Origin of the sequence: Nonomuraea sp. 3-1Str, from assembly GCF_031570565.1 — a bacterium.
GTDB lineage: Bacteria > Actinomycetota > Actinomycetes > Streptosporangiales > Streptosporangiaceae > Nonomuraea.
Genome location: NZ_JALHBK010000004.1, coordinates 192,629 through 215,555 on the forward strand (window position 1 = coordinate 192,629; position 22,927 = coordinate 215,555).

At 72.2% G+C, this 22,927-nt stretch carries 18 protein-coding genes; 11 read left to right on the forward strand and 7 right to left on the reverse strand.

The window, feature by feature from the left end; genetic code table 11:
• Window positions 1–122 precede the first annotated feature (122 nt).
• The gene (locus MTP10_RS09700) at window positions 123–992 is read left to right on the forward strand and encodes a hypothetical protein (protein WP_310708722.1); all 870 of its coding nucleotides are present in this window, start codon (window positions 123–125) and stop codon (window positions 990–992) included.
• Between the two features lie 164 nt (window positions 993–1,156).
• Here MTP10_RS09700 and MTP10_RS09705 read toward each other — a convergent pair whose 3' ends face one another.
• Together MTP10_RS09705 and MTP10_RS09710 are read right to left on the reverse strand one after the other, a co-directional pair.
• Window positions 1,157–2,344, reverse strand: a complete 1,188-nt coding sequence (locus tag MTP10_RS09705) for an MFS transporter (RefSeq protein ID WP_310708723.1) — start codon at window positions 2,342–2,344, stop codon at window positions 1,157–1,159.
• Window positions 2,345–3,047: 703 nt separating this feature from the next.
• Window positions 3,048–3,566: a TetR/AcrR family transcriptional regulator gene (locus MTP10_RS09710; protein WP_310708724.1), complete on the reverse strand. Its 519-nt coding sequence runs from the start codon at window positions 3,564–3,566 to the stop codon at window positions 3,048–3,050.
• 53 nt (window positions 3,567–3,619) lie between these two features.
• Between MTP10_RS09710 and MTP10_RS09715 the strand changes: the two genes are divergently transcribed.
• Entirely contained in the window at window positions 3,620–4,783 is a 1,164-nt protein-coding gene (locus tag MTP10_RS09715; protein WP_310708725.1) for a cysteine desulfurase family protein, read from the forward strand.
• A 45-nt stretch (window positions 4,784–4,828) separates the two neighbouring features.
• Here the strand turns inward: MTP10_RS09715 and MTP10_RS09720 are convergent, their stop codons facing one another.
• Window positions 4,829–5,908, reverse strand: coding sequence for a DUF695 domain-containing protein (locus MTP10_RS09720; protein WP_310708726.1), 1,080 nt, complete (start codon window positions 5,906–5,908; stop codon window positions 4,829–4,831).
• A 133-nt stretch (window positions 5,909–6,041) separates the two neighbouring features.
• Between MTP10_RS09720 and mnmA the strand changes: the two genes are divergently transcribed.
• Window positions 6,042–7,121 (forward strand): tRNA 2-thiouridine(34) synthase MnmA, encoded by a 1,080-nt coding sequence (gene mnmA / locus MTP10_RS09725; RefSeq protein WP_310708727.1) that lies wholly within the window; start codon window positions 6,042–6,044, stop codon window positions 7,119–7,121.
• A 47-nt stretch (window positions 7,122–7,168) separates the two neighbouring features.
• On the opposite strand, the gene MTP10_RS09730 is transcribed toward mnmA, so the two are convergent.
• A complete protein-coding gene (locus MTP10_RS09730; RefSeq protein ID WP_310708728.1) occupies window positions 7,169–7,810 on the reverse strand; it encodes an MBL fold metallo-hydrolase in 642 nt (213 codons plus the stop codon).
• Between the two features lie 23 nt (window positions 7,811–7,833).
• On the opposite strand from MTP10_RS09730, the gene MTP10_RS09735 reads away from it, so the two are divergent.
• From MTP10_RS09735 to gatB, 6 genes are all read left to right on the forward strand, one after another.
• The gene (locus MTP10_RS09735) at window positions 7,834–8,823 is read left to right on the forward strand and encodes a methionine synthase (RefSeq protein ID WP_310708729.1); all 990 of its coding nucleotides are present in this window, start codon (window positions 7,834–7,836) and stop codon (window positions 8,821–8,823) included.
• 76 nt (window positions 8,824–8,899) lie between these two features.
• The gene (ligA, locus tag MTP10_RS09740) at window positions 8,900–11,089 is read left to right on the forward strand and encodes an NAD-dependent DNA ligase LigA (RefSeq protein ID WP_310708730.1); all 2,190 of its coding nucleotides are present in this window, start codon (window positions 8,900–8,902) and stop codon (window positions 11,087–11,089) included.
• A 408-nt stretch (window positions 11,090–11,497) separates the two neighbouring features.
• Window positions 11,498–13,573, forward strand: a complete 2,076-nt coding sequence (locus MTP10_RS09745) for an EAL domain-containing protein (protein ID WP_310708731.1) — start codon at window positions 11,498–11,500, stop codon at window positions 13,571–13,573.
• Window positions 13,574–13,992: 419 nt separating this feature from the next.
• Window positions 13,993–14,292, forward strand: a complete 300-nt coding sequence (gene gatC, locus MTP10_RS09750) for an Asp-tRNA(Asn)/Glu-tRNA(Gln) amidotransferase subunit GatC (RefSeq protein ID WP_113699768.1) — start codon at window positions 13,993–13,995, stop codon at window positions 14,290–14,292.
• Window positions 14,289–15,779 (forward strand): Asp-tRNA(Asn)/Glu-tRNA(Gln) amidotransferase subunit GatA, encoded by a 1,491-nt coding sequence (gene gatA / locus MTP10_RS09755; RefSeq protein WP_310708732.1) that lies wholly within the window; start codon window positions 14,289–14,291, stop codon window positions 15,777–15,779. The genes gatC and gatA overlap by 4 nt, the downstream gene beginning before the upstream one ends.
• A 23-nt stretch (window positions 15,780–15,802) precedes the next feature.
• Complete coding sequence (gene gatB / locus MTP10_RS09760; RefSeq protein ID WP_310708878.1) at window positions 15,803–17,290, forward strand: Asp-tRNA(Asn)/Glu-tRNA(Gln) amidotransferase subunit GatB; 1,488 nt, start codon at window positions 15,803–15,805, stop codon at window positions 17,288–17,290.
• Window positions 17,291–17,437: 147 nt separating this feature from the next.
• Here the strand turns inward: gatB and MTP10_RS09765 are convergent, their stop codons facing one another.
• Genes MTP10_RS09765 through MTP10_RS09775 form a run of 3 tightly spaced genes read right to left on the reverse strand, consistent with a single transcriptional unit; the run spans window position 17,438 to window position 20,484 of the window.
• A complete protein-coding gene (locus MTP10_RS09765; RefSeq protein ID WP_310708733.1) occupies window positions 17,438–18,958 on the reverse strand; it encodes a tripartite tricarboxylate transporter permease in 1,521 nt (506 codons plus the stop codon).
• Window positions 18,959–19,504 (reverse strand): tripartite tricarboxylate transporter TctB family protein, encoded by a 546-nt coding sequence (locus tag MTP10_RS09770; protein WP_310708734.1) that lies wholly within the window; start codon window positions 19,502–19,504, stop codon window positions 18,959–18,961.
• A complete protein-coding gene (locus tag MTP10_RS09775) occupies window positions 19,504–20,484 on the reverse strand; it encodes a tripartite tricarboxylate transporter substrate binding protein (RefSeq protein WP_310708735.1) in 981 nt (326 codons plus the stop codon). The genes MTP10_RS09770 and MTP10_RS09775 overlap by 1 nt, the downstream gene beginning before the upstream one ends.
• A 134-nt stretch (window positions 20,485–20,618) precedes the next feature.
• Here MTP10_RS09775 and MTP10_RS09780 point away from each other — a divergent pair, with 134 nt between their 5' ends.
• The gene (locus MTP10_RS09780; protein ID WP_310708736.1) at window positions 20,619–22,202 is read left to right on the forward strand and encodes a sensor histidine kinase; all 1,584 of its coding nucleotides are present in this window, start codon (window positions 20,619–20,621) and stop codon (window positions 22,200–22,202) included.
• A complete protein-coding gene (locus MTP10_RS09785; protein ID WP_397334438.1) occupies window positions 22,199–22,918 on the forward strand; it encodes a response regulator in 720 nt (239 codons plus the stop codon). The genes MTP10_RS09780 and MTP10_RS09785 overlap by 4 nt, the downstream gene beginning before the upstream one ends.
• Window positions 22,919–22,927: the final 9 nt, after the last annotated feature.

The window sequence follows — 22,927 nt, forward strand, 5'->3', positions numbered from 1 at the left end:
TGGGCTGCGTGCCGGAAGACGTCAGTGGTGGTGGCGCGGGGCGGGCGGAGGCCTCCGGAAACGGCGAGCTAGGACCGCCATTTTCCGTAACTCCATGTGCTTGACGTGTGACAATAAGTGCCATGCCGTCCCCCCGTCATGACGCCCTCATCCGGCTGTTCAGCAACCGTCCCCAGTTGGCGGTCGAGGTTCTGCGTGATCTTCTGGGAATGCACCTGCCTGCCACTCCGCTGATCCGGCTGGAGGAGTGCACCTTCAACACTCGACCTTCCGACGACATCGAGGCCGACCTGGTCCTCGTCCTGGGGCCTCCGCAGGCGCCCGCACACGCCATCATCGTGGAGATCCAGCAGGACAAGTCCAAGGCCCCCCGGCAACTGGCGCGCTATGCCGCCGCGTTGTGGTTGATACTGCGCTGTGATGTCACGGTCCTGATCGTCTGTCCCGATCGTGGGGTTGCCGCCCATTATGCGGTGCCGATCGATTCCGGGCTGACCGGTTATCGCTTGCAGGCCCGGGTGCTGGGCCCGGACGGCATACCGGCCATCATCGATCCTCAGGAGGCTGCGGCCAACCTGGCGTTGTCGGTCATGGCGGTGATGGTTCACGGCCGTGACCGCAAGGTGGTGGAGGCTTTCGCCACGGCGTTGACCGCGCTGCGTGATGAACACGCTCCGAAGTACTATGAATACGCCTACAGCATGTCGGCGCCCGAAGTGCGGCACCTCCTGGAGGAGATCATGACGTCCACAGACTGGCCCGTCTACAGCCCCTTCGCCCGCGAACACTACGGTCGCGGTCTCGACGAAGGCAAAGCCGAAGAGGCCGCCAGGATGCTCCTGCTCGTGCTGGGCGCCCGTGGCTTCGACGTTCCGGACGACATACGCGCCCAGATCTCCACCTGCGCTGATCTTGCCCGGCTGGAAAGCTGGACCACTCGCGCGGTGACCGTCCAGACTCTGCGGGATCTGTTCGACCAGAGCGACGGATAGTCATCAGCGCGGACACCAGCAGCTCGTCGAACTGGAGGAGGCTGGGGACCGCCGGGATCGCGAAGACCACGGCTGTGGTGTACGGCTTCACCATGGCGTTCAGCCTCGCACGGCGGCTCTCGACGGAGCAGCGGCCCAGGTGCGAGGCTGAACGGTGACAACTGTCAGGCGGCGACCTCGACGCGCTCGCGCGCCGGCAGCACCCGGACAGCCGCGGGCTCCTCGCGCGGCAGCAGGCGGGACGCCAGCGCGATCAGCACGCCGAGCACCACCGCGATCCCGAGCGCGGTACGCAGTGAGGTGGCGTCCGACAGGAAGCCGATGACGACCGGCCCGAGCAGCAGCCCCGCGTACCCCATGGCCCCTGCCTGCGCGATGGCCGGACCCGGGTTGTCCGTGGCGGTCCCCGCGAGCGAGAGCGTCATCGGCGAGATCGTCGCCACGCCCAGCCCGACGAAGAACATCGCGAGCACCGCCATCAGCGGCGCGGGCGACGCCAGCACGACCGTGAAGAACCCGGCCGTGGCCAGCCCCGACACGGTCAGCATGCCGCGCACCCCGAACCGGGACCGCAGCCGGTCGCCGGTCAGCCGCGCGAGCAGCATGCCCGCCTCGAACACGGGATAGCCGAGCGCCGCCAGCGCCTCAGGCGCGCCCAGCGTGTCGCGCATGAACAGGCCGTTCCAGTCGGCGACCGTGCCCTCGACCATGAACGCGAAGAACATCAGCGCGCCCAGCAGGTAGACGATCGGCGGCATGCGGCGCCGCGCGGCCGTGCCGGCCTCGGAGGCGGGGGCCTCGGGCAGGTAGGCGCGGCCGGCCAGGATCATCACCGGCAGGGAGAGCAGGCCGACGAGCGCCAGGTTGGCGGTGAACGACATGCCCAGCGCGATGGCCACGCTGCCCAGGGCGCCGGCGGAGATGGCGCCGACGCACCAGCCCGCGTGCATACCGTTCATGAGGGGACGTCCGTAGGCGCGCTCGACCGTGGAGCCCTGGGCGTTCATGGCGATGTCCACCATGCCGAACGCCATGCCGAAGAACGCGGCGGCGGCCAGGAGGACGGGCAGGTTGGGCGCGTACGCCACGGCGGCCAGGCCGACCGCCGTCAGCGGCCCGCCGACGCGCAGGACCGACCTGCTGCCGAACCGGGCCATGGCGCGGCGCATCGACTGCATGGTGACGAGGGCGCCGAGGCCCCAGACGAGCAGGATCGTGCCCACGACGGACTCCGACAGGCCCAGCTTGTCGGTCAGCGCCGGGATGCGCACGGTCATCGTGCCCACCATCAAGCCGGCCATCACAAATGTCAGGATTGCCCCGTATCGGGCCATCCGCAGGTCCTTCGCCATCAGCACACCTCTCAGAGCGTCACGCAAGGTCAGTCAGTCGGAATGTCGGGGGAACGGGCGCCGGCGGGGGACCGGCACCCCTTCGGGGGCGGGCGCCGGCGGGGTCGGCACCCAGGGGGAGCGGGCGCCGTGGGGTGCCGGCGCCCGTTCGGGGCGGGTGCCGGCCGGGGCCGGCGCCCTTCAGGGGCTGGGGTGGGAATTCCTCATCCCTTGGGGCAGCCGGGCGCCTCGGGGCACGCGGCCGCCGTCCTGCGGGCAGGAGGCGGGGCGGCATGCGGCTGGGCCGTGGGGGGGCTGGGACGAGGTCCGCGCCTTCGCGCGTCCACCCTTCGGGACCCGCCGAGCCGGACACGGCGCCTCCGACTCGGCCGGGAGTCCCGCCGAAGCTCTCGGACGGGGGCGTTCCGCTCGGCGTGGAGCGTTCCGGTCGGGCCAGGCGTCCCGGCCTGGACGGCGGGTCACGTCGCGACCGCCGAGCCGCGCGCAGGCCGCCGTGACCAGGAACGATTCCCGAGCCAGAGCCTCCAACACCGCCCCGCGCCGCCTTATTTCCGCCGCGCGCCGCGTTCACGGCCCGCCCGGAAACCGCGCCCGAAGCCTGCCCGTAAACGGCGCCCGAAACCCGCGCGGAAACCCCGCGCCCGGGACCCGGAGCGGCCGTCTCACACGCGGACGGACCGCGGCGGAGGGAAACCCCAGCGCGCTAGGACATGGGGGGAGGTTTCAGCAGGGAGCGGAGGCGGGCCTCCAGGGCCTGCAGGTCGCTCTCCGTGTTGAGCTCCGGGTCGTGGCTGGCCACGTCCCAGAGCCCCTCACACGCGAGCCGTACGACCTGCGACGCCAGCGGGTCGGGCTCCCCGCGCAACTCGTCGCGGTGCCAGCGGGTCATGGCCTCGCGCAGCGGCGCCAGCAGGAACAGGTTGCCCGAGGCGCCGGTCACGACGGCCCATCTTCGCAGCCGGCCCGAGCGTACGGCGGCCAGCGTGGCCGTGAGGTAGCGCTCGGTGTAGGTGTCGCCCGACTGGGCGGCCATGAGCTGGTCGAAGTCGTCGATGAGGCGCTCGACCATGGCTTTGATCAGGGTCTCCTTGCTACTGAAGTGGTAGAGGAGACCGCCCTTGCTCACTCCCGCGCGGTCGGCGACGGCGGAGAGCGTGAGCGCGGCCGAGCCCTGATCGCACAGCAGATCCTCCGCGGCGTCCAGCAGCTCATCCCGTCTCATGCCTCCACTGTACCGTCCGGACGGTACAGTGGCAAACGAGATACCCTTGCCGGGTGAACAGACCCTCGGTCTACCTCGATCACGCCGCGACCACGCCCATGCTCCCCGAGGCGATCGAGGCCATGACGGAGCAGCTCGGCCAGGTCGGCAACGCCTCGTCGCTGCACGCGGCCGGGCGGCGGGCGCGCAGGGTCGTCGAGGAGGCGCGCGAGACCATCGCCGACGCGCTCGGCGCCCGGCCGAGCGAGGTGGTGTTCACCTCCGGCGGCACCGAGGCCGACAACCTCGCCCTCAAGGGCCTCTACTGGGCGCGCGCCCCGCGCCGCCGCATCCTGATCAGCTCGATCGAGCACCACGCCGGCCTCGACCCCGTCCACTGGCTGGCCGACACGCAGGGCGCCCAGGTGGAGCCGCTGCCCGTCGACGAGGTCGGCCGCGTCCACCCCGACACGCTGCGCGCCGCCATCGCCCGCGACCCCGGCGGCGTCGCCCTGGTCAGTGTGATGTGGGCCAACAACGAGGTCGGCACCGTCCAGCCGGTCCAGGCGCTGGCGGCGGTGGCGCACGAGCACGACATCCCGTTCCACACCGACGCGGTGCAGGCGGTCGGCCAGCTCCCCGTGTCGTTCGCCGGGTCGGGCGCCGACGCGATCACCGTCAGCGGCCACAAGACAGGCGGCCCGGTCGGCGTCGGCGCGCTGCTGCTGGCGCGCGGCCTGACGCCCGTTCCCGTGCAGCACGGCGGCGGGCAGGAGCGCGACGTGCGCTCGGGCACGCTGGACGTGCCCGCCGTCGCGGGCTTCGCCGCCGCGGTGCGGGTCGCGGTCAAGGAGCAGGAGAGCCAGCGGCTACGGCTGACGGAGCTGCGCGACGACCTCATCCGGCGCGTACGGCAGGCGGTGCCCGACGTCGTGCTCAACGGCGACCCGGAGGGGCGGCTGCCGGGCAACGCCCACTTCTCCTTCCCCGGCTGCGAGGGCGACGCGCTGCTCATGCTGCTGGACGCCAAGGGCGTGGAGTGCTCGACCGGCTCGGCCTGCTCGGCCGGGGTGGCCCAGCCGTCCCACGTGCTGCTGGCCATGGGGGCCGACACGGTGGCGGCGCGCGGGTCGCTCAGGTTCTCGCTGGGCCACACCTCGACGCGGGAGGACGTGGACCGGCTCATCGAGGTGCTCCCGGCGGCCGTCGAGCGCGCCCGCCGCGCCGGCCTCGGCTGACCCGGCTGACCCGCCGCCCAAGACGGAGAAGCCAGGACGGAGAAGTCAGGTGAGGAAGGGGGCGACCGCCGTCCAGGCGGGGTCGTCCGACACCTGCACCCGCGCCTTGCCCTCGTTCCACTCCTTGACCAGCTCCCCGGCCCAGGTGTGGGCGTCGCCGTCCCGGTCGGCGTACAGGTGGAAGATCCGCAACCCCTCGGCGCTCAGCCGGACGGCCAGCAGGGCCGTCTCCCGGCGGTCGAGCAGCCCGGCGGTGAGCCGATCCTCGAAGGACTGCAGCGAGGTCAGCGAGCCGACGGCGGGCAGGCCGCCCTCGTCGCGGTGCCGGTACGGCAGCGTGATCTCGATGTGCCGGTCGAGCAGGGGATGGTCCACCGGCCGCAGCGGATGGCGGGCGCTCGCGTGCAGCGGCGCACCGCTGACCGTCTGCCCCTCCAGCAGCGCCCACTGCTCCTCACCGGGGCCGGGGGCGAGGTCCGAGGCCAGGTCGGCCACCACGGCCGGCAGGTGCGCGGCGGCCACCGCGTCGATCGGCTCGAACGTCACCGGCGTGATCTCGCCCACCCACCGGGCCACGTCGTCCTCGCCCAGCAGCCAGTCGAGGGCGAGCAGCGTCGCCTCCATCCGGATGTCCTCGTCGAGCTCGCCGAAGATCGGGTGGTAGGCCGACACGTCCACGCGCGAGCCGTCGCGCGGCACGCGCAGCCCCAGCGTCAGCTTGTCCAGCTCGACCGTGCGCCCGTCCATGTCGAAGGTCCGCTCCGAGGCGCGCGGGTCGGCCTGCCGCGACGGGTGGAACTCCCACAGCAGGTCGCCCTGCGGCGCAGCCCTGGCCCAGCGGTGGGCCAGCGGCCGCAGCTCGGCGTCGCCGGCGGCGGTCACCACCAGGGCGTGCGCCGCCTCCTTGCCCGGGGCCAGCTCCCAGACCAGGCCGGGATGCAGCGCGCTCACGGCGGGGTCGAGCAGCTCCGCCAGGCCGTTCGCGTCGCCGGCCGCCACCACGGCTTCGACGCGGGGCCGCGCCTCCTGCCACCACGCCCAGAACACGGGCACGCCGGCGCCCGGCCCGCCCGTCCCGTGCCCGCCGGTGCCGTCCTCGCCGTCCTTGCGCCCGAACAGTCGCATAGTCGTGCATCCTTTCAGACCCCGCGCGTCCTCGCCTCCTCACCCCGGGGGGCGTCATCAGGCGTCACCGGCTCGCGGCGGCCCGCCATCGGCGCGAGGCGCACTCTCCACGGGACAGTACGCTTGGAACGTCATGGGATTGCGTGTGCTTGCCGCCATGTCGGGCGGCGTCGACTCAGCCGTAGCCGCGGCCCGGATCGCCGAGGCCGGCCACGAGGTGACCGGTGTCCATCTCGCCCTGTCGGCCAACCCTCAATCCCACCGTACGGGAGCCAGGGGCTGCTGCACGATCGAGGACTCGCGGGACGCGCGCCGCGCCGCCGACGTGATCGGCATCCCGTTCTACATCTGGGACATGGCCGAGCGCTTCCAGCGTGACGTGGTCGAGGACTTCGTGGCCGAGTACGCGGCGGGCCGCACGCCCAACCCGTGCCTGCGCTGCAACGAGAAGATCAAGTTCGCGGCGGTGCTCGACCGGGCGCTGGCGCTCGGCTTCGACGCCGTGGCGACCGGCCATCACGCCAGGCTCGTGGACGGCGTGCTGTCCCGCAGCGTCGACCAGGGCAAGGACCAGTCGTACGTGCTGGGCGTGCTCACCCGCGAGCAGCTCAGCCACGCGATCTTCCCGCTGGGCGACTCCACCAAGGCCGAGGTGCGCGAGGAGGCCGCCCGGCGCGGCCTGACCGTCGCCGACAAGCCCGACAGCCACGACATCTGCTTCATCGCCGACGGCGACACGCGGGGCTTCCTGGCGAAGCGGCTGGGCGAGGCCGAGGGGCCGATCGTCGACGAGTCGGGCGAGGTGGTGGGCAGTCACCAGGGGGCCCACGGGTTCACGGTGGGGCAGCGCAAGGGCCTGCGCATCGACCGGCCGGCCTCCGACGGCAGGCCGCGCTACGTGCTGTCGATCGAGCCGGTGTCCAACACGGTCACCGTGGGGCCGCGGTCGGCGCTGGAGGTCACGACGATCACGTGCGGCCGCCCGGTCTGGAACGGGCCGGCCGTCCACGACGACCCGCCCGGCCGGCTCCGCGACCTCACCGTCCAGCTCCGCGCGCACGGCGAGGTGTACGGGTGCCGCTTCGAGGAGACCGGCGACGGGCTGCGCATCGAGCTGGACCGCCCGGCCACGGGCGTCGCCGCGGGCCAGGCGGCGGTGCTCTACTCCGGCGCGACCGTCATCGGCAGCGCCACGATCAGCCACGCCGTCTGACCCGAGGCCCGCGCTCCCGCGCGCGGGCAAGGCCGAGGGTGGCGCTGTCAGCCGAGGGTGACCGACTCGCCGACGGGGATCCGCCGGATGTCGGCGCCCTGCTTGTCCGACTCGAGCTTGAGCCAGCTGTCCAGCAGGCCCAGCCCCACGTCGCTGTACAGCGCGTCGTGCGTGGAGTACGCCCGCGCCGGCCGTACCGTGCGCAGGTACTCGACCATGTCCGGCAACCTGAGCCACGGCGCGGAGGTGGGCACCAGGAGGGTCGGCACGTCGGCTTCGGGCACCGTGAGCGCGTCGCCCGGGTAGAACACCTCGTCGTCGATCATGAAGCCGACGTTCTGCACGATCGGCATGTCGGGGTGGTTGGCCGCGTGCCACTCGCCGAACGCCTTCACCCCGAACCCCGCCACCTCGAACGTGTCGCCGTGGCGCACCGTCCGGACCTTGGCGGGCACGCCTTCCGCCGCGGCCAGCTCCTCGGCGACCGCCTCGCACGTCCAGATCTCCAGCTCCGCCGGGGCGGCCCTCAGCCGGTCGGGGACGACGTGGTCGGCGTGCTGGTGGGTGATCAGCACCGCGTCGGCGCCGTCCAGGGCCTCGGCCTCGCTGAACATCCCCGGGTCGATGACGAGGACCTTGCCGTCCTTCTCCAGCCGCACGCAGGCGTGGCCATATTTGGTGAGTCTCATCTTGGAGAGCCTACGCTTGTCCCATGTTGACGTGGGAAGCCACCGGGGTCGGGTCGCAGCCGGGGCAGGATCACCTGGAGGCGGCGCGGCTGGTGTTCGGCGAGCTGCCGGACCTGCCCTACCTTCCGGAGCTCCCCGCCCGGGGAGTGGGCGCGGACATGATCGGCCGTACGGCGGGGCTGCTGGTGGAGCTCCCGGTGGAGGTGCAGCCGTCGGGCTGGCGGCTGACCGGCCGGCCGGGGCGCGACCACCAGCGGGCCGTGGACCACCTCCGGCGCGACCTCGACGGCCTGGAGGAGGTGGGCCACGCCTACGAGGGGCCGTTGAAGGTGCAGGTGTGCGGCCCGTGGACGCTGGCGGGCGCGCTGGAGCTGCGCCACGGCGACAAGGTGCTGTCCGACCACGGGGCCGTGCGCGACCTGGCCGACTCCCTCGCGCAGGGCGTCGCCGAGCACATCGCGGAGGTGCGGCGGCGCCTGCCCGGCGTCACCGAGGTGGTGCTCCAGCTCGACGAGCCCGGCCTGCCGGGGGTGCTGGCCGGCACCGTGCCGACCGCCTCGGGCTTCGGCCGGCTGGCCGCCGTGGAGGAGTGGCGGGTGGAGGCGTCGCTGCGCGGGTTCCCCGCGCCGATCGTCCACTGCTGCGCGCCGTCCGTCCCGTACGACCTGCTGCGCCGCGCGGGCGTGCGCGGCGTCTCCGTGGACGCCTCCCTGGTCAGGCGGCGTGACGAGGAGGCGGTCGGCGAGGCGGTGGAGGCCGGGCTGCTGCTGTTCCTCGGCGTGGTGCCCGGCACCGACACGCGGCTGCCGGACGTGGGCGTCGTCGCCAAGCCCGCCGTGGAGCTGTGGCGGCGACTCGGGTTCCCGGCGGAGCGGCTGGCCGGGCAGGTGGTGCTCACACCGTCGTGCGGGCTGGCCGGGGCCTCGCCCGCCTACGCGAGGGCGGCATTGGCGGCCTGCCGGAAGGCGGCCCGGGTGCTCCGTGATGATCCGGAGGCGGGGGGCGCCGAATGACGCCCCCACCTGGCCAATCTTGTCGGTGCCCGGCGATAGCGTTCTCCCAGGGGTCGAGGAAGGAAGGGGTGCCGGCGTGAGCGAGCTGAACACCGAGGCCGGGGGCGTGCCGGTGGAGGCGCTGAAGCGGCATGCCGAGGTGTCGGAGCTGGTGGAGGAGGCCCGCTGGCGCTACTACGTGCTCGACCAGCCCACGGTCAGCGACGCCCAGTTCGACGCCTGGTTCAACGAGCTGCTGGCGCTGGAGGAGGCGCACCCCTCGCTCCAGACGCCCGACTCGCCGACCCAGAAGGTGGGCGCGCCGGTCTCGGGCGACTTCGCCAAGGTCGATCACCTCGCCCGCATGGAGAGCCTCGACAACGCGTTCAACGCCGCCGACATGGCCGCCTGGCAGGCGCGCGCCGAGCGGCTCGCCGAGCGCGACCCCGGCCCCTACCTCGTGGAGCTCAAGATCGACGGGCTCGCGATCGCGCTCGTCTACCGAGACGGCAGGCTGGAGCGCGGCGCGACCCGGGGCGACGGCCGCACCGGCGACGACGTGACGGCCAACGTCCGCACCATCAGGGGCGTGCCCCACCGGCTGACGGGCGATGACGTGCCCAGCCTGGTCGAGGTGCGCGGCGAGGTCTACATCCCGGTCGCCGACTTCAAGACGCTCAACGAGCAGCTCGTCGAGCAGGGCAAGCCCCCCTTCGCCAACCCGCGCAACTCCGCGGCCGGCACCCTGCGGCAGAAGGACCCGCGCATCACCGCGCAGCGGCCGCTCCGCATGATCGTCCACGGGGTCGGCGTCTGGGAGGGCGCCACCCCGCCGCGCACCCAGTCCGAGATGTACGAGCGGCTGCGCGCCTTCGGGCTGCCGGTGAGCGACCTGTACCAGGTCGTGGGCAGCGCGGCCGAGGTCAACGAGTTCATCGAGCACTACCACGTCCACCGGCACGACCCCGCGTACGAGATCGACGGCGTGGTGGTCAAGGTGGACGACTTCCGCCTCCAGAGGGAGCTGGGCTCCACCTCGCGGGCGCCGCGCTGGGCGATCGCCTACAAGTACCCGCCGGAGGAGGTCAACACCAAGCTCCTCGACATCCAGGTGGGCGTCGGCCGCACCGGCCGCGTCACGCCGTTCGCGGTGATGGAGCCGGTGACCGTGGCCGGGTCCACGGTGGAGCGGGCCACCCTGCACAACGCCGCGATCGTGGTCAAGAAGGGCGTGCTGATCGGCGACACCGTGGTGCTGCGCAAGGCCGGCGACGTCATCCCTGAGGTCGTCGGGCCGGTGACGGCGCTGCGCGACGGCTCCGAGCGGGAGTTCGTCATGCCGACGCATTGCCCCGAGTGCGGCACCGAGCTGGCCTACGAGCGTGAGGGCGACGCCGACCTGCGCTGCCCCAACGCCCGCGGCTGCCCCGCGCAGATCCGCGAGCGCCTCTACTTCGCGGCCGGGCGCAGCGCCCTCGACATCGACGGCCTGGGTTACGTCGCGGCCACCGCGCTCAGCCAGCCGCTGCCGCCGCAGGAGCCGGTGGTGCGCACCGAGGCCGACCTGTTCGACCTGACGCTCGACCAGCTCATCCCGATCCGGTCCGTGGTGCGCGACATGGACAGCGGCCTGCCCAAGATCGACTCGAAGACGGGCGAGGAGAAGGTCGTCTCGTTCTTCTCCAACCTCAACGGCGAGGCCAGCCAGAACGCGCTCAAGCTCATGGAGTCGCTGGAGCAGGCCAAGCAGGTGCCGCTCTGGCGTGTCCTGGTGGCGCTGTCGATCCGTCACATCGGCCCGCCCACGGCCAGGCTGCTCGCCGGCGAGCTGCGTTCGATGGACGCCATCATGAACGCCTCGGAGGAGGAGCTGGCCGCGGTCAAGGACATCGGGCCCCGTACGGCGGCCACGATCCGCGAGTGGTTCCAGGTCGACTGGCACCACGAGATCGTCGAGCGCTGGCGCGCGGCCGGGGTGCGCATGGAGGACGAGCCGGCGCCGGAGAAGGGGCCGCAGATCCTCGACGGGCTCACGTTCGTGGTGACGGGCACGCTGGAGGGCTACACGCGCGACTCCGCGGCCGAGGCGCTCACCAGCCGGGGCGGCAAGGTGTCGGGGTCGGTGTCGAAGAAGACCTCGTTCGTGGTCGTCGGGGAGAACGCCGGGTCCAAGTACGACAAGGCGGTCAGCCTGGGGGTGCCGATCCTGGACGAGGCGGGCTTCGAGGTCCTGCTCAAGGACGGGCCGGAGGCGGCGGCCAAGGCGGCGGTGACGCCGGAGGGGTGACCGGGCCCGATCGCCGCCCCGCCCGGCCGGGCGCCAGGAGGCAGGGGCGAGGTCCTGTGTGACACGTCGCGGGGAGACGGCCGGCTTCTTGTGTGCCAGGACGTGGGCAACAGGCCGGTTTCCTGTGTGACACGACGTGGGGAGCAGGCCGGTCCCCTGCGTGACACGACGTGGGGAGCGGGGCGGGGCGCTGGGCGACACGCCCGGGGAGCGAACGGATCACATCGGCGGGGAGCAAAAGGGCCGAAAGCCATCGCGCAGGTACAGAGCGTCGATATGCTGTCTACACAGTGTGCTTTCCGGGCATATGTCCGAAAGGAGAAGTGACGGAACGTACGCGCTTGGTTTCGCGAAGTGGGGTAAAGGTCGTACCCTCCCATAGTGACCTGATGGGGGTTCTGTTTACCGATGACTGACCCAACCGACACCCGCGACACAGGACCACGCGTCGGCACGCCCCTGTGGGCGTACCTCGCGGGCATCACCGTGATCGGCTTCACCGCCCTGATCGTGGCCCTGCTGAGGCTGGATCCCGCGCCCCTGGTGGAGCTCGCCCGCACGCCCCTGTTCTGGGTGCTGGCCGTCCTGGTCATCCTGGGAGAGCTGCGGCCCGTGATGGTGTCCTCCGCGGCCGTGGTGGGCGGCACCTACCCCTCCACGATGTTCACCTTCGCCGTGCTGCTGCACTTCGGCCTGCCCGTGGCGGTGCTCATGCAGTGCGTGGCCGTCGTGATCAACGGTGTGGTGACGCGCCGGGCGTGGCACCGGGTGATGTTCAACACCGCGCAGTCGACGCTGGCGCTGACCGCCGCCGCCGTGGTGCTGGGCGTGTTCGGCATCATGCCGAGCCCGGCGCGGCCGTGGGTGCCCGACGGGAGCGACCTGGCCGCGCTCGGCATCGCCGGCGTCGCCTACTTCGCCATCCGGGCCGCGCTGGTCAGCGGCGCCGTCGCCCTGCACGAGCGCCGCTCGATCGTGCGGGTGCTCAGGGCCTCTGCCGGGCCGCAGAGCCTCGTGTACGCGGGCCTGCTCGGTCTCGCGCCGCTGGTCGTGGTCGTCATGAGCCAGGCGCCGGAGATGGTGCCGCTGTTCGTGGCGCCGCTGGCCGCCGTCTACTTCACCGCCACGCTGTCGATGCGCCGCGACCACCAGGCCATGCACGACGAGCTGACCGGCCTGCCCAACCGCAAGATGCTCATCGTCAGCACCGAGGAGGCGCTGGCCGAGGCCCGCCAGGACGAGCGGGTCGGCCTGTTCCTGCTGGACCTCGACCGGTTCAAGGAGGTCAACGACACGATGGGGCACCCGGTGGGCGACCGGCTGCTGCAGATGGTCGCCCACCGGCTCACCCACTCCGTGCGTCCCGGTGACGTCGTGGCCCGGCTGGGCGGCGACGAGTTCGCCGTGCTCCTGCCCTCCATCCGCGACGCCCACGCGGCACGCGAGGTGGCGGCCCGGTTGCGGGCGGCCCTGACCGAGCCCGTGCGCCTGGAGGGCATGACGTTCGATCTCGACGGCTCGGTCGGCATCGCCCTCTACCCCGACCACGCCCCCGACTTCGAGCTGCTGCTGCAACGCGCCGACGTGGCCATGTACCTCGCCAAGGAGAGCCGCACGGGCGTGGAGCTCTACCAGCCGAACAAGGACCGCAACTCGCCCGAGCGTCTCAACCTCCTCGGCGACCTGCGCCGCGCCGTCGACAACGGCGAGCTGCGGCTGCACTACCAGCCCAAGGTGAGTCTCACCGACGCGGCCGTCCACGGGGTGGAGGCGCTGCTGCGCTGGCGCCACCCGGTGCACGGGCCGATCGCGCCGTCGGAGTTCATCCCGCTGGCCGAGCAGTCCTACCTGATGCGCCAGCTCACCGCGTACGTCATCGACAGCGCGCTGGAGCAGGCGGCCCGCTGGTGGCACACGGGCCTGCGGGTGCGGATCTCGGTCAACATCTCGGCCCGCGACCTGCTCGACTCCGCGCTGCCGGAGCAGCTGGAGATGGGGCTGGCCAAGTACCAGCTCCCGCCGGCCGCCATCCAGCTGGAGGTCACCGAGCGCATCCTCATGGGCGACCAGGTCTACCAGCACGAGGCGATCAAGGCGCTGGCCGCGCTCGGGGTGCCGCTCGCGCTGGACGACTTCGGCACCGGCTACTCCTCGCTCATCCGGCTCCAGCGGCTGGCCATCTCCGAGGTCAAGATCGACGCGTCGTTCGTGCGGCGGATCGCCGAGTCCGAGGACGACGCGCGCATCGTGCGCTCGATCGTCGACCTGGTCCGCTCGATCGGGCTGCGCTCGGTCGCCGAGGGCGTCGAGACGGACGCGGTCGCCCTGCGCCTGGCGGAGATGGGCTGCGACCTCGGCCAGGGCTGGCTGTTCGGCAAGCCGATGCCCCCGGCCGACGCCACGGCCTGGCTCCGCGACCGCTTCGACCCCTCCACCTCGGACATCGAGTACGGCTACCGCCCGGAGGTCACCCAGACGGCGTAGGAGATAGGAGTACACTTCGTCGAAGTACACTCCTACATCCTTGGGTGGCTGTGCTCACCTCCTACCAGGTGGTGATGGCGCCGAGCTGGTGGCTGCTGGTGAGGGCCGAAGGAGACCCACCCGGGTCCGCGAGATGTCAAGCACCCATTCCACAGCACGGGCCGCCATGCGGCACGAGCTGCCGCATAGCGGTACGGGAATCTCCGTCCCTTCAGGGCGGGGAGCAGGTCAGAGCGGCCTGGGGTTCGACGGCGCGCTGCTGGGGGAGCGGGACGTCAGGACCGTCGGCCTCGCGGAGCTGTACGGGTGAGTGCGGGCGGGGCGCGTGTTTCCAGGTGGTTAATGGTTCGGAGGCGATCCGTCAAGGCCCCTAGGATGTGAGTGTCCAAACTCCATCCACGAAACGGGTTCAACGACTCATGTCCGCCATAACCCGCGACGAGGTCGCACACCTGGCCCGGTTGTCCAGGCTGGCGCTCACCGACGACGAGCTCGACCACTACGCCACGCAGCTCGATGCCATCATCGAGTCGGTCGCGAAGGTAGCCGAGGTCGCCGCCGAGGACGTGCCGCCGTCGTCGCACGCGCTCCCGCTGACCAATGTCTTCCGTGCCGACGAGGTGCGACCGTCCCTGACGCCCGAGCAGGCGCTCTCCGGCGCTCCCGCCGTCGAGGACGACCGCTTCCGGGTGCCGCGCATCCTCGGGGAGGAGGCATGAGCTTGATTCGTAAGACCGCCGCCGAGCTCGGCGCGATGATCGCGGCCGGCGAGGTGTCGGCCGTCGAGGTGGCCGAGGCGCACCTCGACCGCATCGCCGAGGTCGAGCCGAAGGTCAACGCGTTCCTGCACGTCGACCGGGAGGTGACGCTCGGCCAGGCGCGCGCCGTCGACGAGCGGCTGCGCGCCGGTGAGCGGCTCGGCCCGCTGGCCGGCGTGCCCATCGCGCACAAGGACATCTTCGCCACCGAGGACATGCCGACCACGGCCGCGTCCAAGATCCTCGAAGGCTGGCACCCGCCGTACGACGCGACCGTCACGCGCCGCCTGCGCGAGGCCGGGCTGGTCATCCTGGGCAAGACCAACCTGGACGAGTTCGCGATGGGCTCCTCCACCGAGAACTCCGCCTACGGCCCGACCCGCAACCCGTGGGACCTGGACAGGATCCCGGGTGGCTCGTCGGGTGGTTCGAGCGCGGCCGTCGCCGCGTACGAGGCGCCGCTGTCGACCGGTACCGACACGGGCGGCTCGATCCGGCAGCCCGCGGCGGTCACCGGCATCGTCGGCATGAAGCCGACCTACGGTGGTTCGTCCCGCTATGGCCTGATCGCGTTCGCCAGCTCGCTCGACACGCCGGGCCCGTTCGCCCGCAACGTGCTGGACGCGGCGCTGCTGCACGAGGCGTTCTCCGGGCACGACCCGATGGACTCGACCTCGATCGACGCGCCGGTGCCCTCCGTGGTGGAGGCGGCCCGGCAGGGCGACGTGGCGGGCCTGCGGGTCGGCGTGGTCAAGGAGTTCGGCGGCGACGGCTACCAGCCCGGCGTGCTGGCCCGCTTCCACGAGGCCGTGGCGGTGCTGGAGTCGCTCGGCGCCAAGGTCGTCGAGGTGTCCTGCCCGTCGTTCGCGACCGCGCTGCCCGCGTACTACCTGATCGCGCCGTCGGAGTGCTCCTCCAACCTGGCGCGCTTCGACGCCATGCGGTACGGCCTGCGCGTCGGCGACGACGGCACCCGCAGCGCCGAGGAGGTCATGGCGCTGACCCGGGCCGCCGGCTTCGGCCCCGAGGTCAAGCGGCGCATCATGCTGGGCACCTACGCCCTGTCGAGCGGCTACTACGACGCCTACTACGGCCAGGCGCAGAAGGTGCGCACGGTCATCTCGCGCGAGTTCGAGGCCGCCTACCACCAGGTGGACGTGCTGGTCTCGCCGACGACGCCCACGACGGCGTTCCCGATCGGCGAGCGCGCCGACGACCCGATGGCGATGTACCTCGCCGACCTGTGCACGATCCCGACCAACCTGGCCGGCAACGCGGCGATCTCGGTGCCGTGCGGCCTGGCCGACGAGGACGGCCTGCCGGTCGGCCTGCAGATCATGGCCCCGGTGCTGGGCGACGACCGCTGCTACCGGGTCGGCGCCGCGGTCGAGAAGGCCCTGGAGAGCCGCTGGGGCGGCCCGCTGCTGAAGGAGGCTCCGGCACTGTGACGGACACCGGTACGACCACGAAGATGCCCTACGACGAGGCGCTCGACCGGTTCGAGCCGGTGCTCGGCCTGGAGACGCACGTCGAGATGGGCACCGCGTCGAAGATGTTCTGCAGCTGCCCGACCACGTTCGGCGCGCCGCCCAACACGCACGTGTGCCCGACCTGCCTGGCGCTGCCCGGCTCGCTGCCGGTGGCCAACGCGAAGGCGATCGAGTCGACGATCCGCATCGGCCTGGCGCTCAACTGCTCGATCGCCGAGTGGTGCCGCTTCGCCCGGAAGAACTACTTCTATCCGGACATGCCGAAGAACTACCAGATCTCCCAGTACGACGAGCCGCTCTGCTTCGACGGCTACGTCGACATCGAGGTCGAGGGCAAGACGGTGCGCATCGAGATCGAGCGGGTCCACCTGGAGGAGGACACCGGCAAGTCCACCCACATGGGCGGCGCGACCGGTCGCATCCACGGCGCCGACTACTCGATCGTCGACTACAACCGGGCCGGCATCCCGCTGGTCGAGATCGTCACCAAGCCCATCCCGGGCACCGACCGGCTGGCGCCGGAGGTGGCCAAGGCGTACGTCACCGAGCTGCGCGAGATCATGCGCTCCCTCGGCGTCTCCGACGTGCGCATGGAGGAGGGGTCGCTGCGCTGCGACGTCAACGTCTCGCTCATGCCGCGCGGCTCGTCGGAGTGGGGCACCCGCACCGAGACCAAGAACGTCAACTCCCTGCGCAGCGTCGAGCGGGCGGTGCGCAGCGAGATCGAGCGGCAGGCCGCGGTCCTGGCCGGCGGCGGCCGGATCGTGCAGGAGACCCGCCACTTCCACGAGGACACCGGCACGACCACGTCCGGCCGGTCCAAGGAGGAGGCGCAGGACTACCGCTACTTCCCCGAGCCCGACCTGGTGCCGATCGCGCCCGACCCGGCGTGGGTGGCCGAGCTGAAGGCGGCCCTGCCGGAGCTGCCGTCGGTCAAGCGCCAGCGGTTGCAGGCCGAGTGGGGGCTGTCCGACCTGGACATGCAGGCCATGCACAACGCCGACGCGATCGACCTGGTCGAGGCGACGGTGGCGGCGGGCGCTCCGGCGGCCGACGCGCGCAAGTGGTGGATGGGCGAGCTGGCCCGCCGCGCCAACGAGACCGGCGTCGCGCTCGCCGAGCTGCCGATCACGCCGGCCCAGATCGCCCGCGTCACCGAGCTGGTGGCCTCCGGCGCGCTCAACGACAAGCTCGCCCGCGAGGTGCTCGAAGGCGTGCTGAACGGCGAGGGCACGGCGGACGAGGTGGTCGACAAGCGCGGCCTCAAGATCGTCAATGACGAGGGCGAGCTGTCGGCGATCATCGACGAGGTCCTCGCCGGCAACGCCGACGCGGTCGAGAAGGTCCGCTCCGGCAAGATCGCGGCGGTGGGCGCGCTGGTCGGCGGCGTGATGAAGGCCAGCCGCGGCAAGGCCGACGCGGCCCGGGCACGGGTGCTGATCCTGGAGAAGCTGGGCGTCTCCGAGTAGGCGCGCACCGACGTGGGCGCGCACCGAAGTAAGTGCGCTCAGGACGCGCGAAAGGTCCCGCCGGCACCTGAACGGCGGGACCTTTCGCACATCCCCTTGACGCCTCCCCTGAAGAAGCACTGACGCCAGTGCCCCCCAGGACGGCGGCTAATCCTCTTCGTGGATGACGGCCGGCGCCAGGTCCTTACGCATGGCCAGCTTGCGCACCACCGGCGTGAGCAGCGCCGCCAGCGCGAGCACCAGCAGCACCACGGCGACCGGGCTCTTGACCAGCACGGTGACGTCCCCCGCGCCGATGGCCAGGGCCCGGCGGAGCTGGATCTCCGCCATCGGGCCGAGGATCATGCCGATGACGGCCGGCGCGACGGGCAGCCCGAAGCGGCGCATCGCGAACCCGAGCAGTCCCAGCACGAACAGCACGACCAGGTCCACCACGGTCCCGTTCAGGGCGTAGACGCCGAGGGCGGCGAACACCACGATCCCGGCGTACAGGTAGGGCCGGGGGATCCGCAGCACCCGCGCCCACAGCGGGGCGAGGGGCAGGTTCAGCACCAGCAGCATCGTGTTGCCGATGAACAGCGACGCGATCATGCCCCACACCAGCGCGGGGTTGTGGTCGAACAGCTGCGGACCGGGCTGCAGGCCGTACTGCTGGAAGGCGGCCAGCAGGATCGCGGCCGTCGCCGAGGTCGGCAGGCCGAGCGTCAGCAGCGGCACGAGCGTGCCGGCCGCGGAGGCGTTGTTGGCCGCCTCCGGCCCGGCCACGCCCTCGATGGCGCCCTTGCCGTACTCCTCGCGGGCGACGCCGCGGGCCAGGCGCTTCTCGGCGGCGTACGACAGGAAGGTGGGGATCTCCGCGCCGCCGCCCGGCAGCGCGCCGAACGGGAAGCCCAGCGCGGTGCCGCGCAGCCACGGCGCCCAGGAGCGGGCCCAGTCGGCGCGGCCCATCCAGGCCCGGCCCAGGGGCACCACCTCGGGCGTGGAGTGACGCAGCCGCGAGGCCACGTACAGCGCCTCGCCGAGCGCGAAGAGCCCGACCGCGACGATCACCACGTCGATGCCGTCGAGCAGTTGCGGGATGCCGAGAGTGAGGCGCGCCTGCCCGGTCTGCTGGTCGATGCCGATGAGCCCGATCACCAGGCCGAGCCCGAGCGAGGCGAGGCCGCGCACGAGCGAGCGCGACAGCACGGCCGACACGGCGGTGAACGCGAGGATCGCCAGCGCGAAGTAGTCCTCCGGCCCGAACGAGATGGCGAAGGCCACCACCGCGGGGGCGGCGACGACGAGCAGCGCGGTCGCGATCGTCCCGGCCACGAACGAGCCGATGGCGGCCGTGGCCAGGGCCTGGGCGGCACGCCCGCGCCGGGCCATCTTGTTGCCCTCCAGCGCGGTGATCATCGACGACGACTCGCCGGGCGTGTTGAGCAGGATCGACGTGGTCGAGCCGCCGTACATGCCGCCGTAGTAGATGCCGGCGAACATGATGAACGCGCTCGCGGGCGGCACCGTGAACGTGATCGGCAGCAGCAGCGCCACGGTCATGGCCGGGCCGATGCCGGGCAGCACGCCGACGAGCGTGCCGAGCGTGACGCCGACCAGCGCGTACATGAGGTTGACCGGGGTCAGCGCGGCGCCGAACCCGTCGAGCAGGAGCTGGAGCGAGTCCACCTACAGCACCCCCCTCAGCCAGCCGCCCGGCAGCGTGACGCCGAGCCCCCTGACGAACAGCAGGTACGTGACGAGCCCGATGACCACCCCGACGACCGCCGCGCGCACCTTGTGCTCGGCGCCGAGCGCCACGGACAGCCCGAAGAACAGCAGGGCCGAGCCGATGACCCACCCCACGACGTTGAGCACGGTGACGAACGCCAGGAAGATCCCGCTCACCAGCGCGACGCTGCGCCAGTCGGCGGGCGCCCCGGCGTCGACGTCCTCGCTCTCCTCGGGGTCACCCTGGCCGCCTCGCAGCACGTCGGCCACGTAGAAGACGCCCACGACGATCATCGCGCCGCCGACCAGGGTCGGGAAGAACCGCGGGCCGAGACCGAGCTGCGAGGCCGCCGCCGACACGCCGAGCGTGCCGACGATGACGAACACGCCCAGCCCCAGCACCACGAGGGCCAGCACCAGCTCGGGCCGCCACCACCGGCGCGGCGCCTCCCCGGACGAGGGCTCGCCTGAGGGGGCGCGCACGGGTGTGTCTGGGGAGGACATCAGGACACGAGCCCCATCTCGGCGATGATGCCCTTGACCCGGGCCTGCTCGGCGTTGAGGTAGCCGGCGAACTCCTGGCCCGTCTGGAACGAGTCGATCCAGCCGTTCTTGGCGACCGCGTCCTTCCACGCCTGCGAGTCGTGCATCTTGGTCACCAGGTCGGTCAGGGCCTGCTTGTCGCCGTCGCTGATCCCGCCGGGCGCCACGAAGCCGCGCCAGTTGGCCAGCTCGACGTCCAGGCCGCCCTCCTTGAGGGTGGGCGCGTCGAGGCCGGGGATCCGCTGCCCGGAGGTGATGCCGAGGGCGCGCAGCTTGCCGGACTTCACGTGCTCGGCGAACTCGCCGATGCCCGAGACGCCGATCGTGACCTTGCCGCCGAGCAGCGCGTTGAGCGCCTCACCGCCGCCGGAGTGGGCGATGTAGTTGACCTGCTTGGGGTCCACGCCCGCGGCCTTGGCCATGAGGCCGGCCACGATGTGGTCGGTGCCGCCGGCCGAGCCGCCGGCCACGGAGACCTTGGCCGGGTCCGCCTTCCAGGCCGCGACCAGGTCGGAGAGCTGCTTGAGCGGGGAGTCGGCCGGGACCACGACGATCTCGTACTCCTCGGTCAGCTTGGCGACGGGCGTCGTCTCGGCCAGCGTGACCTTGGACTTGTTCTGCTCGATCGCGCCGAGCATGACCAGGCCCATGGTCATCAGCAGGTTGCCGTTGCCCTTCTCGCCGGCGAGCTGGGACAGCCCGATGGTGCCGCCGGCGCCGGGGACGTTGTAGACCTCGACCCTGCGCTTGGGGTCGGCGGACTTGATCGCCTGCTCGGCGACGCGGGACGTCTGGTCCCAGCCGCCTCCGGGGGAGGCGGGCGCCATGATCCGAAGGGCGCTGGTGCCGCCGGAGGCGGCGCCGCCACCGGCGTTCTCTCCGCAGCCGGTCAGGGCCGCGACGGAGATCGCCGTCAGGGCGGCGAGTATACGCAGACGCATGAGAACTCCAAGGGGGGATTTCACGGTATGAAATCTGGATGGTGAAGTCCGTCCCAGGCAGAGTCGAGCTTTATCCGATAGTCGTCGTTTAGGTCTTTTTGGTCGCTACCCGCCTGTGACCTGCGGGTGTTTCCATGAGTCGGGTGAGACGGGTACGCGACGCGTCCCTGGGGACGCAGCTCTTCGTGCTCCAGATGGTGATCGTGCTGCTCGCCGTCGGGGGCACCGCCGGCGTGTGGGCCGAGCACACGCGCGACCAGCTCGACGCGCTGCACCAGCAGCGGGCGCTGGCCATCGCCCAGTCCGTGGCCGCGCTCCCGCAGGTGCGCGACGCCTTCGACCTCAAGAACCCCGAGACGGTGCTCCAGCCGCTCGCGGCCAGCGTCCAGCACTCCACCGGCGCCGACTACGTGGTGATCGCCAACCGCGAGCAGACCCGCTACGCCCACCCCAACACCGCGCTCATCGGCCGCAAGCTGTCCACCGACGGCACCGCCGTGCTCACCACGGGCCGCAGCTGGGTCGGCACCGAGACGGGCACCATCGGCACCACGGTGCGCGGCAAGGCGCCGGTCTTCGACGAGTACGGCGAGGTCATCGGCCTGGTGTCGGTGGGGGTGCTGGAGACCACGGTCACCGGCCAGCTCGCCGGCGCGCTGCCGCCGCTGCTGTGGACCGCGCTGGCCGTCATGGTGGCGGGACTCGCCCTGGCGGGGCTGATCACCGCGCGGGTGCGCAGGCAGACGTTCGGGCTGGAGCCCGCCGAGATCGCCGCGCTGCTGGAGCAGCGCGAGGGCGTCCTGCACGGCGTGAAGGAGGGCGTGCTCGCCCTCGACCTCACCGGCAGGGTGACGCTGGTCAACGACGCCGCCCGCGAGCTGCTCGGCGACGTGGGGGAGGACCTGGGGAGCATGCCGGTCTCCGACCGCATGCGCGACGTGCTCGGCGGCGCCGACCCCGGCGAGGACCGGATCGTGCTGCACGGCGACCGCGTGCTCGTGCTCAACCGCACCCCCGTGTCCGTACGCGGCCAGCACCGCGGCTGGGTGGTGACCCTGCGCGACCGCACCGAGCTGGTGCGCCTGGCCCGCGAGCTGGACGACACCAGCAGCGCGACCGAGGCGCTGCGGGCCCAGGCGCACGAGTTCGCCAACCGCATGCACACGGTCGTCGGGCTGCTGGAGCTGGGAGAGCACGACGCCGCGATCGGCTTCATCACCCGCGGCACCGGCGCCGCCTACGCCGCCGACCTGCGCGAGCGGGTCCAGGAGCCGACGCTCGCGGCGCTGCTGCTGGCCAAGTCGGCCGAGGCGGGCGAGCGCGGAGCACGGCTGGTGCTGTCCGACGACTCGGCGGTGCCCGAGGGATCGCTCGGCGACCCGCGGGACGCCGTCCTGGTGGTCGGCAACCTGGTGGGCAACGCGATCGACGCGCTCGACGGAGCGCCCGGCACGATCGAGGTGTCGGTACGGGCCGACGCGGACGGTCTGCGGGTGCGGGTGGGCGACTCCGGCCCCGGCATCGCGCCGGACCTGGTGGAGGAGGTGTTCCGGGAGGGGTTCACCACCAAGGCCGCCCACTCGGGGCCGCGCGGGCTGGGCCTGGCGCTGACCCGGCAGGCATGTCTGCGCAGGGGCGGCTGGGTGAAGGTGCGCAACGAGCGGGGCGCGGTCTTCACGGCCCTGCTGCCGCCCCAGGTGGAGGCGGTGGCGCGATGACACGCGGCGGCGAGGACCGGCGGGACGCCGGCACGGCCGGGACCGGCGACGGCGGGGCGGAGCTGCGGGTGCTGGTCGTGGACGACGACTTCATGGTGGCGCGCATCCACAGCGGCTACGTGGCGCGGATCCCCGGCTTCCGGGTGGTCGCGACCGCGCACACCGGCGCGGACGCGCTGGCCGAGGCCGCCCGGCACCGGCCCGACCTCGTCCTGCTCGACATCTATCTGCCCGACATGTCCGGCCTGGACGTGCTCAAGGACCTGCGCGACACCGACGCGCTGGTGATCAGCGCCGCCCGCGACGTGCCGACCGTCAAGGAGTCCATGCGCCGCGGCGCGGTCAACTACCTGATCAAGCCGTTCACCGCGGACGCCCTGGCCGAGCGGCTCCGGCAGTACGCCGAGACCCGCAGGCGGCTCACCTCCATCGGCCCCGAGGCGCGGCAGGACGACGTGGACCGGCTCTTCGGCACGCCGACCTCGGCAGCGTCCCTGCCCAAGGGCCTGTCGCCGGCCACCTGCGCCCTGGTCGCCGAGACGTTGCGCGAGGCGGGCGGCGACCTGTCGGCGGCCGAGGCCGCCGAGCTGGCGGGCCTGTCGCGGGTCAGCGCCCGTCGTTACCTGGAGTTCCTGTGCGCGGAGGGCCGGGCCGAGCTGAGACCCCGGTACGGCAGCGCCGGTCGCCCCGAACATCGCTACCAGTGGAGAGGATGACACCCTTCC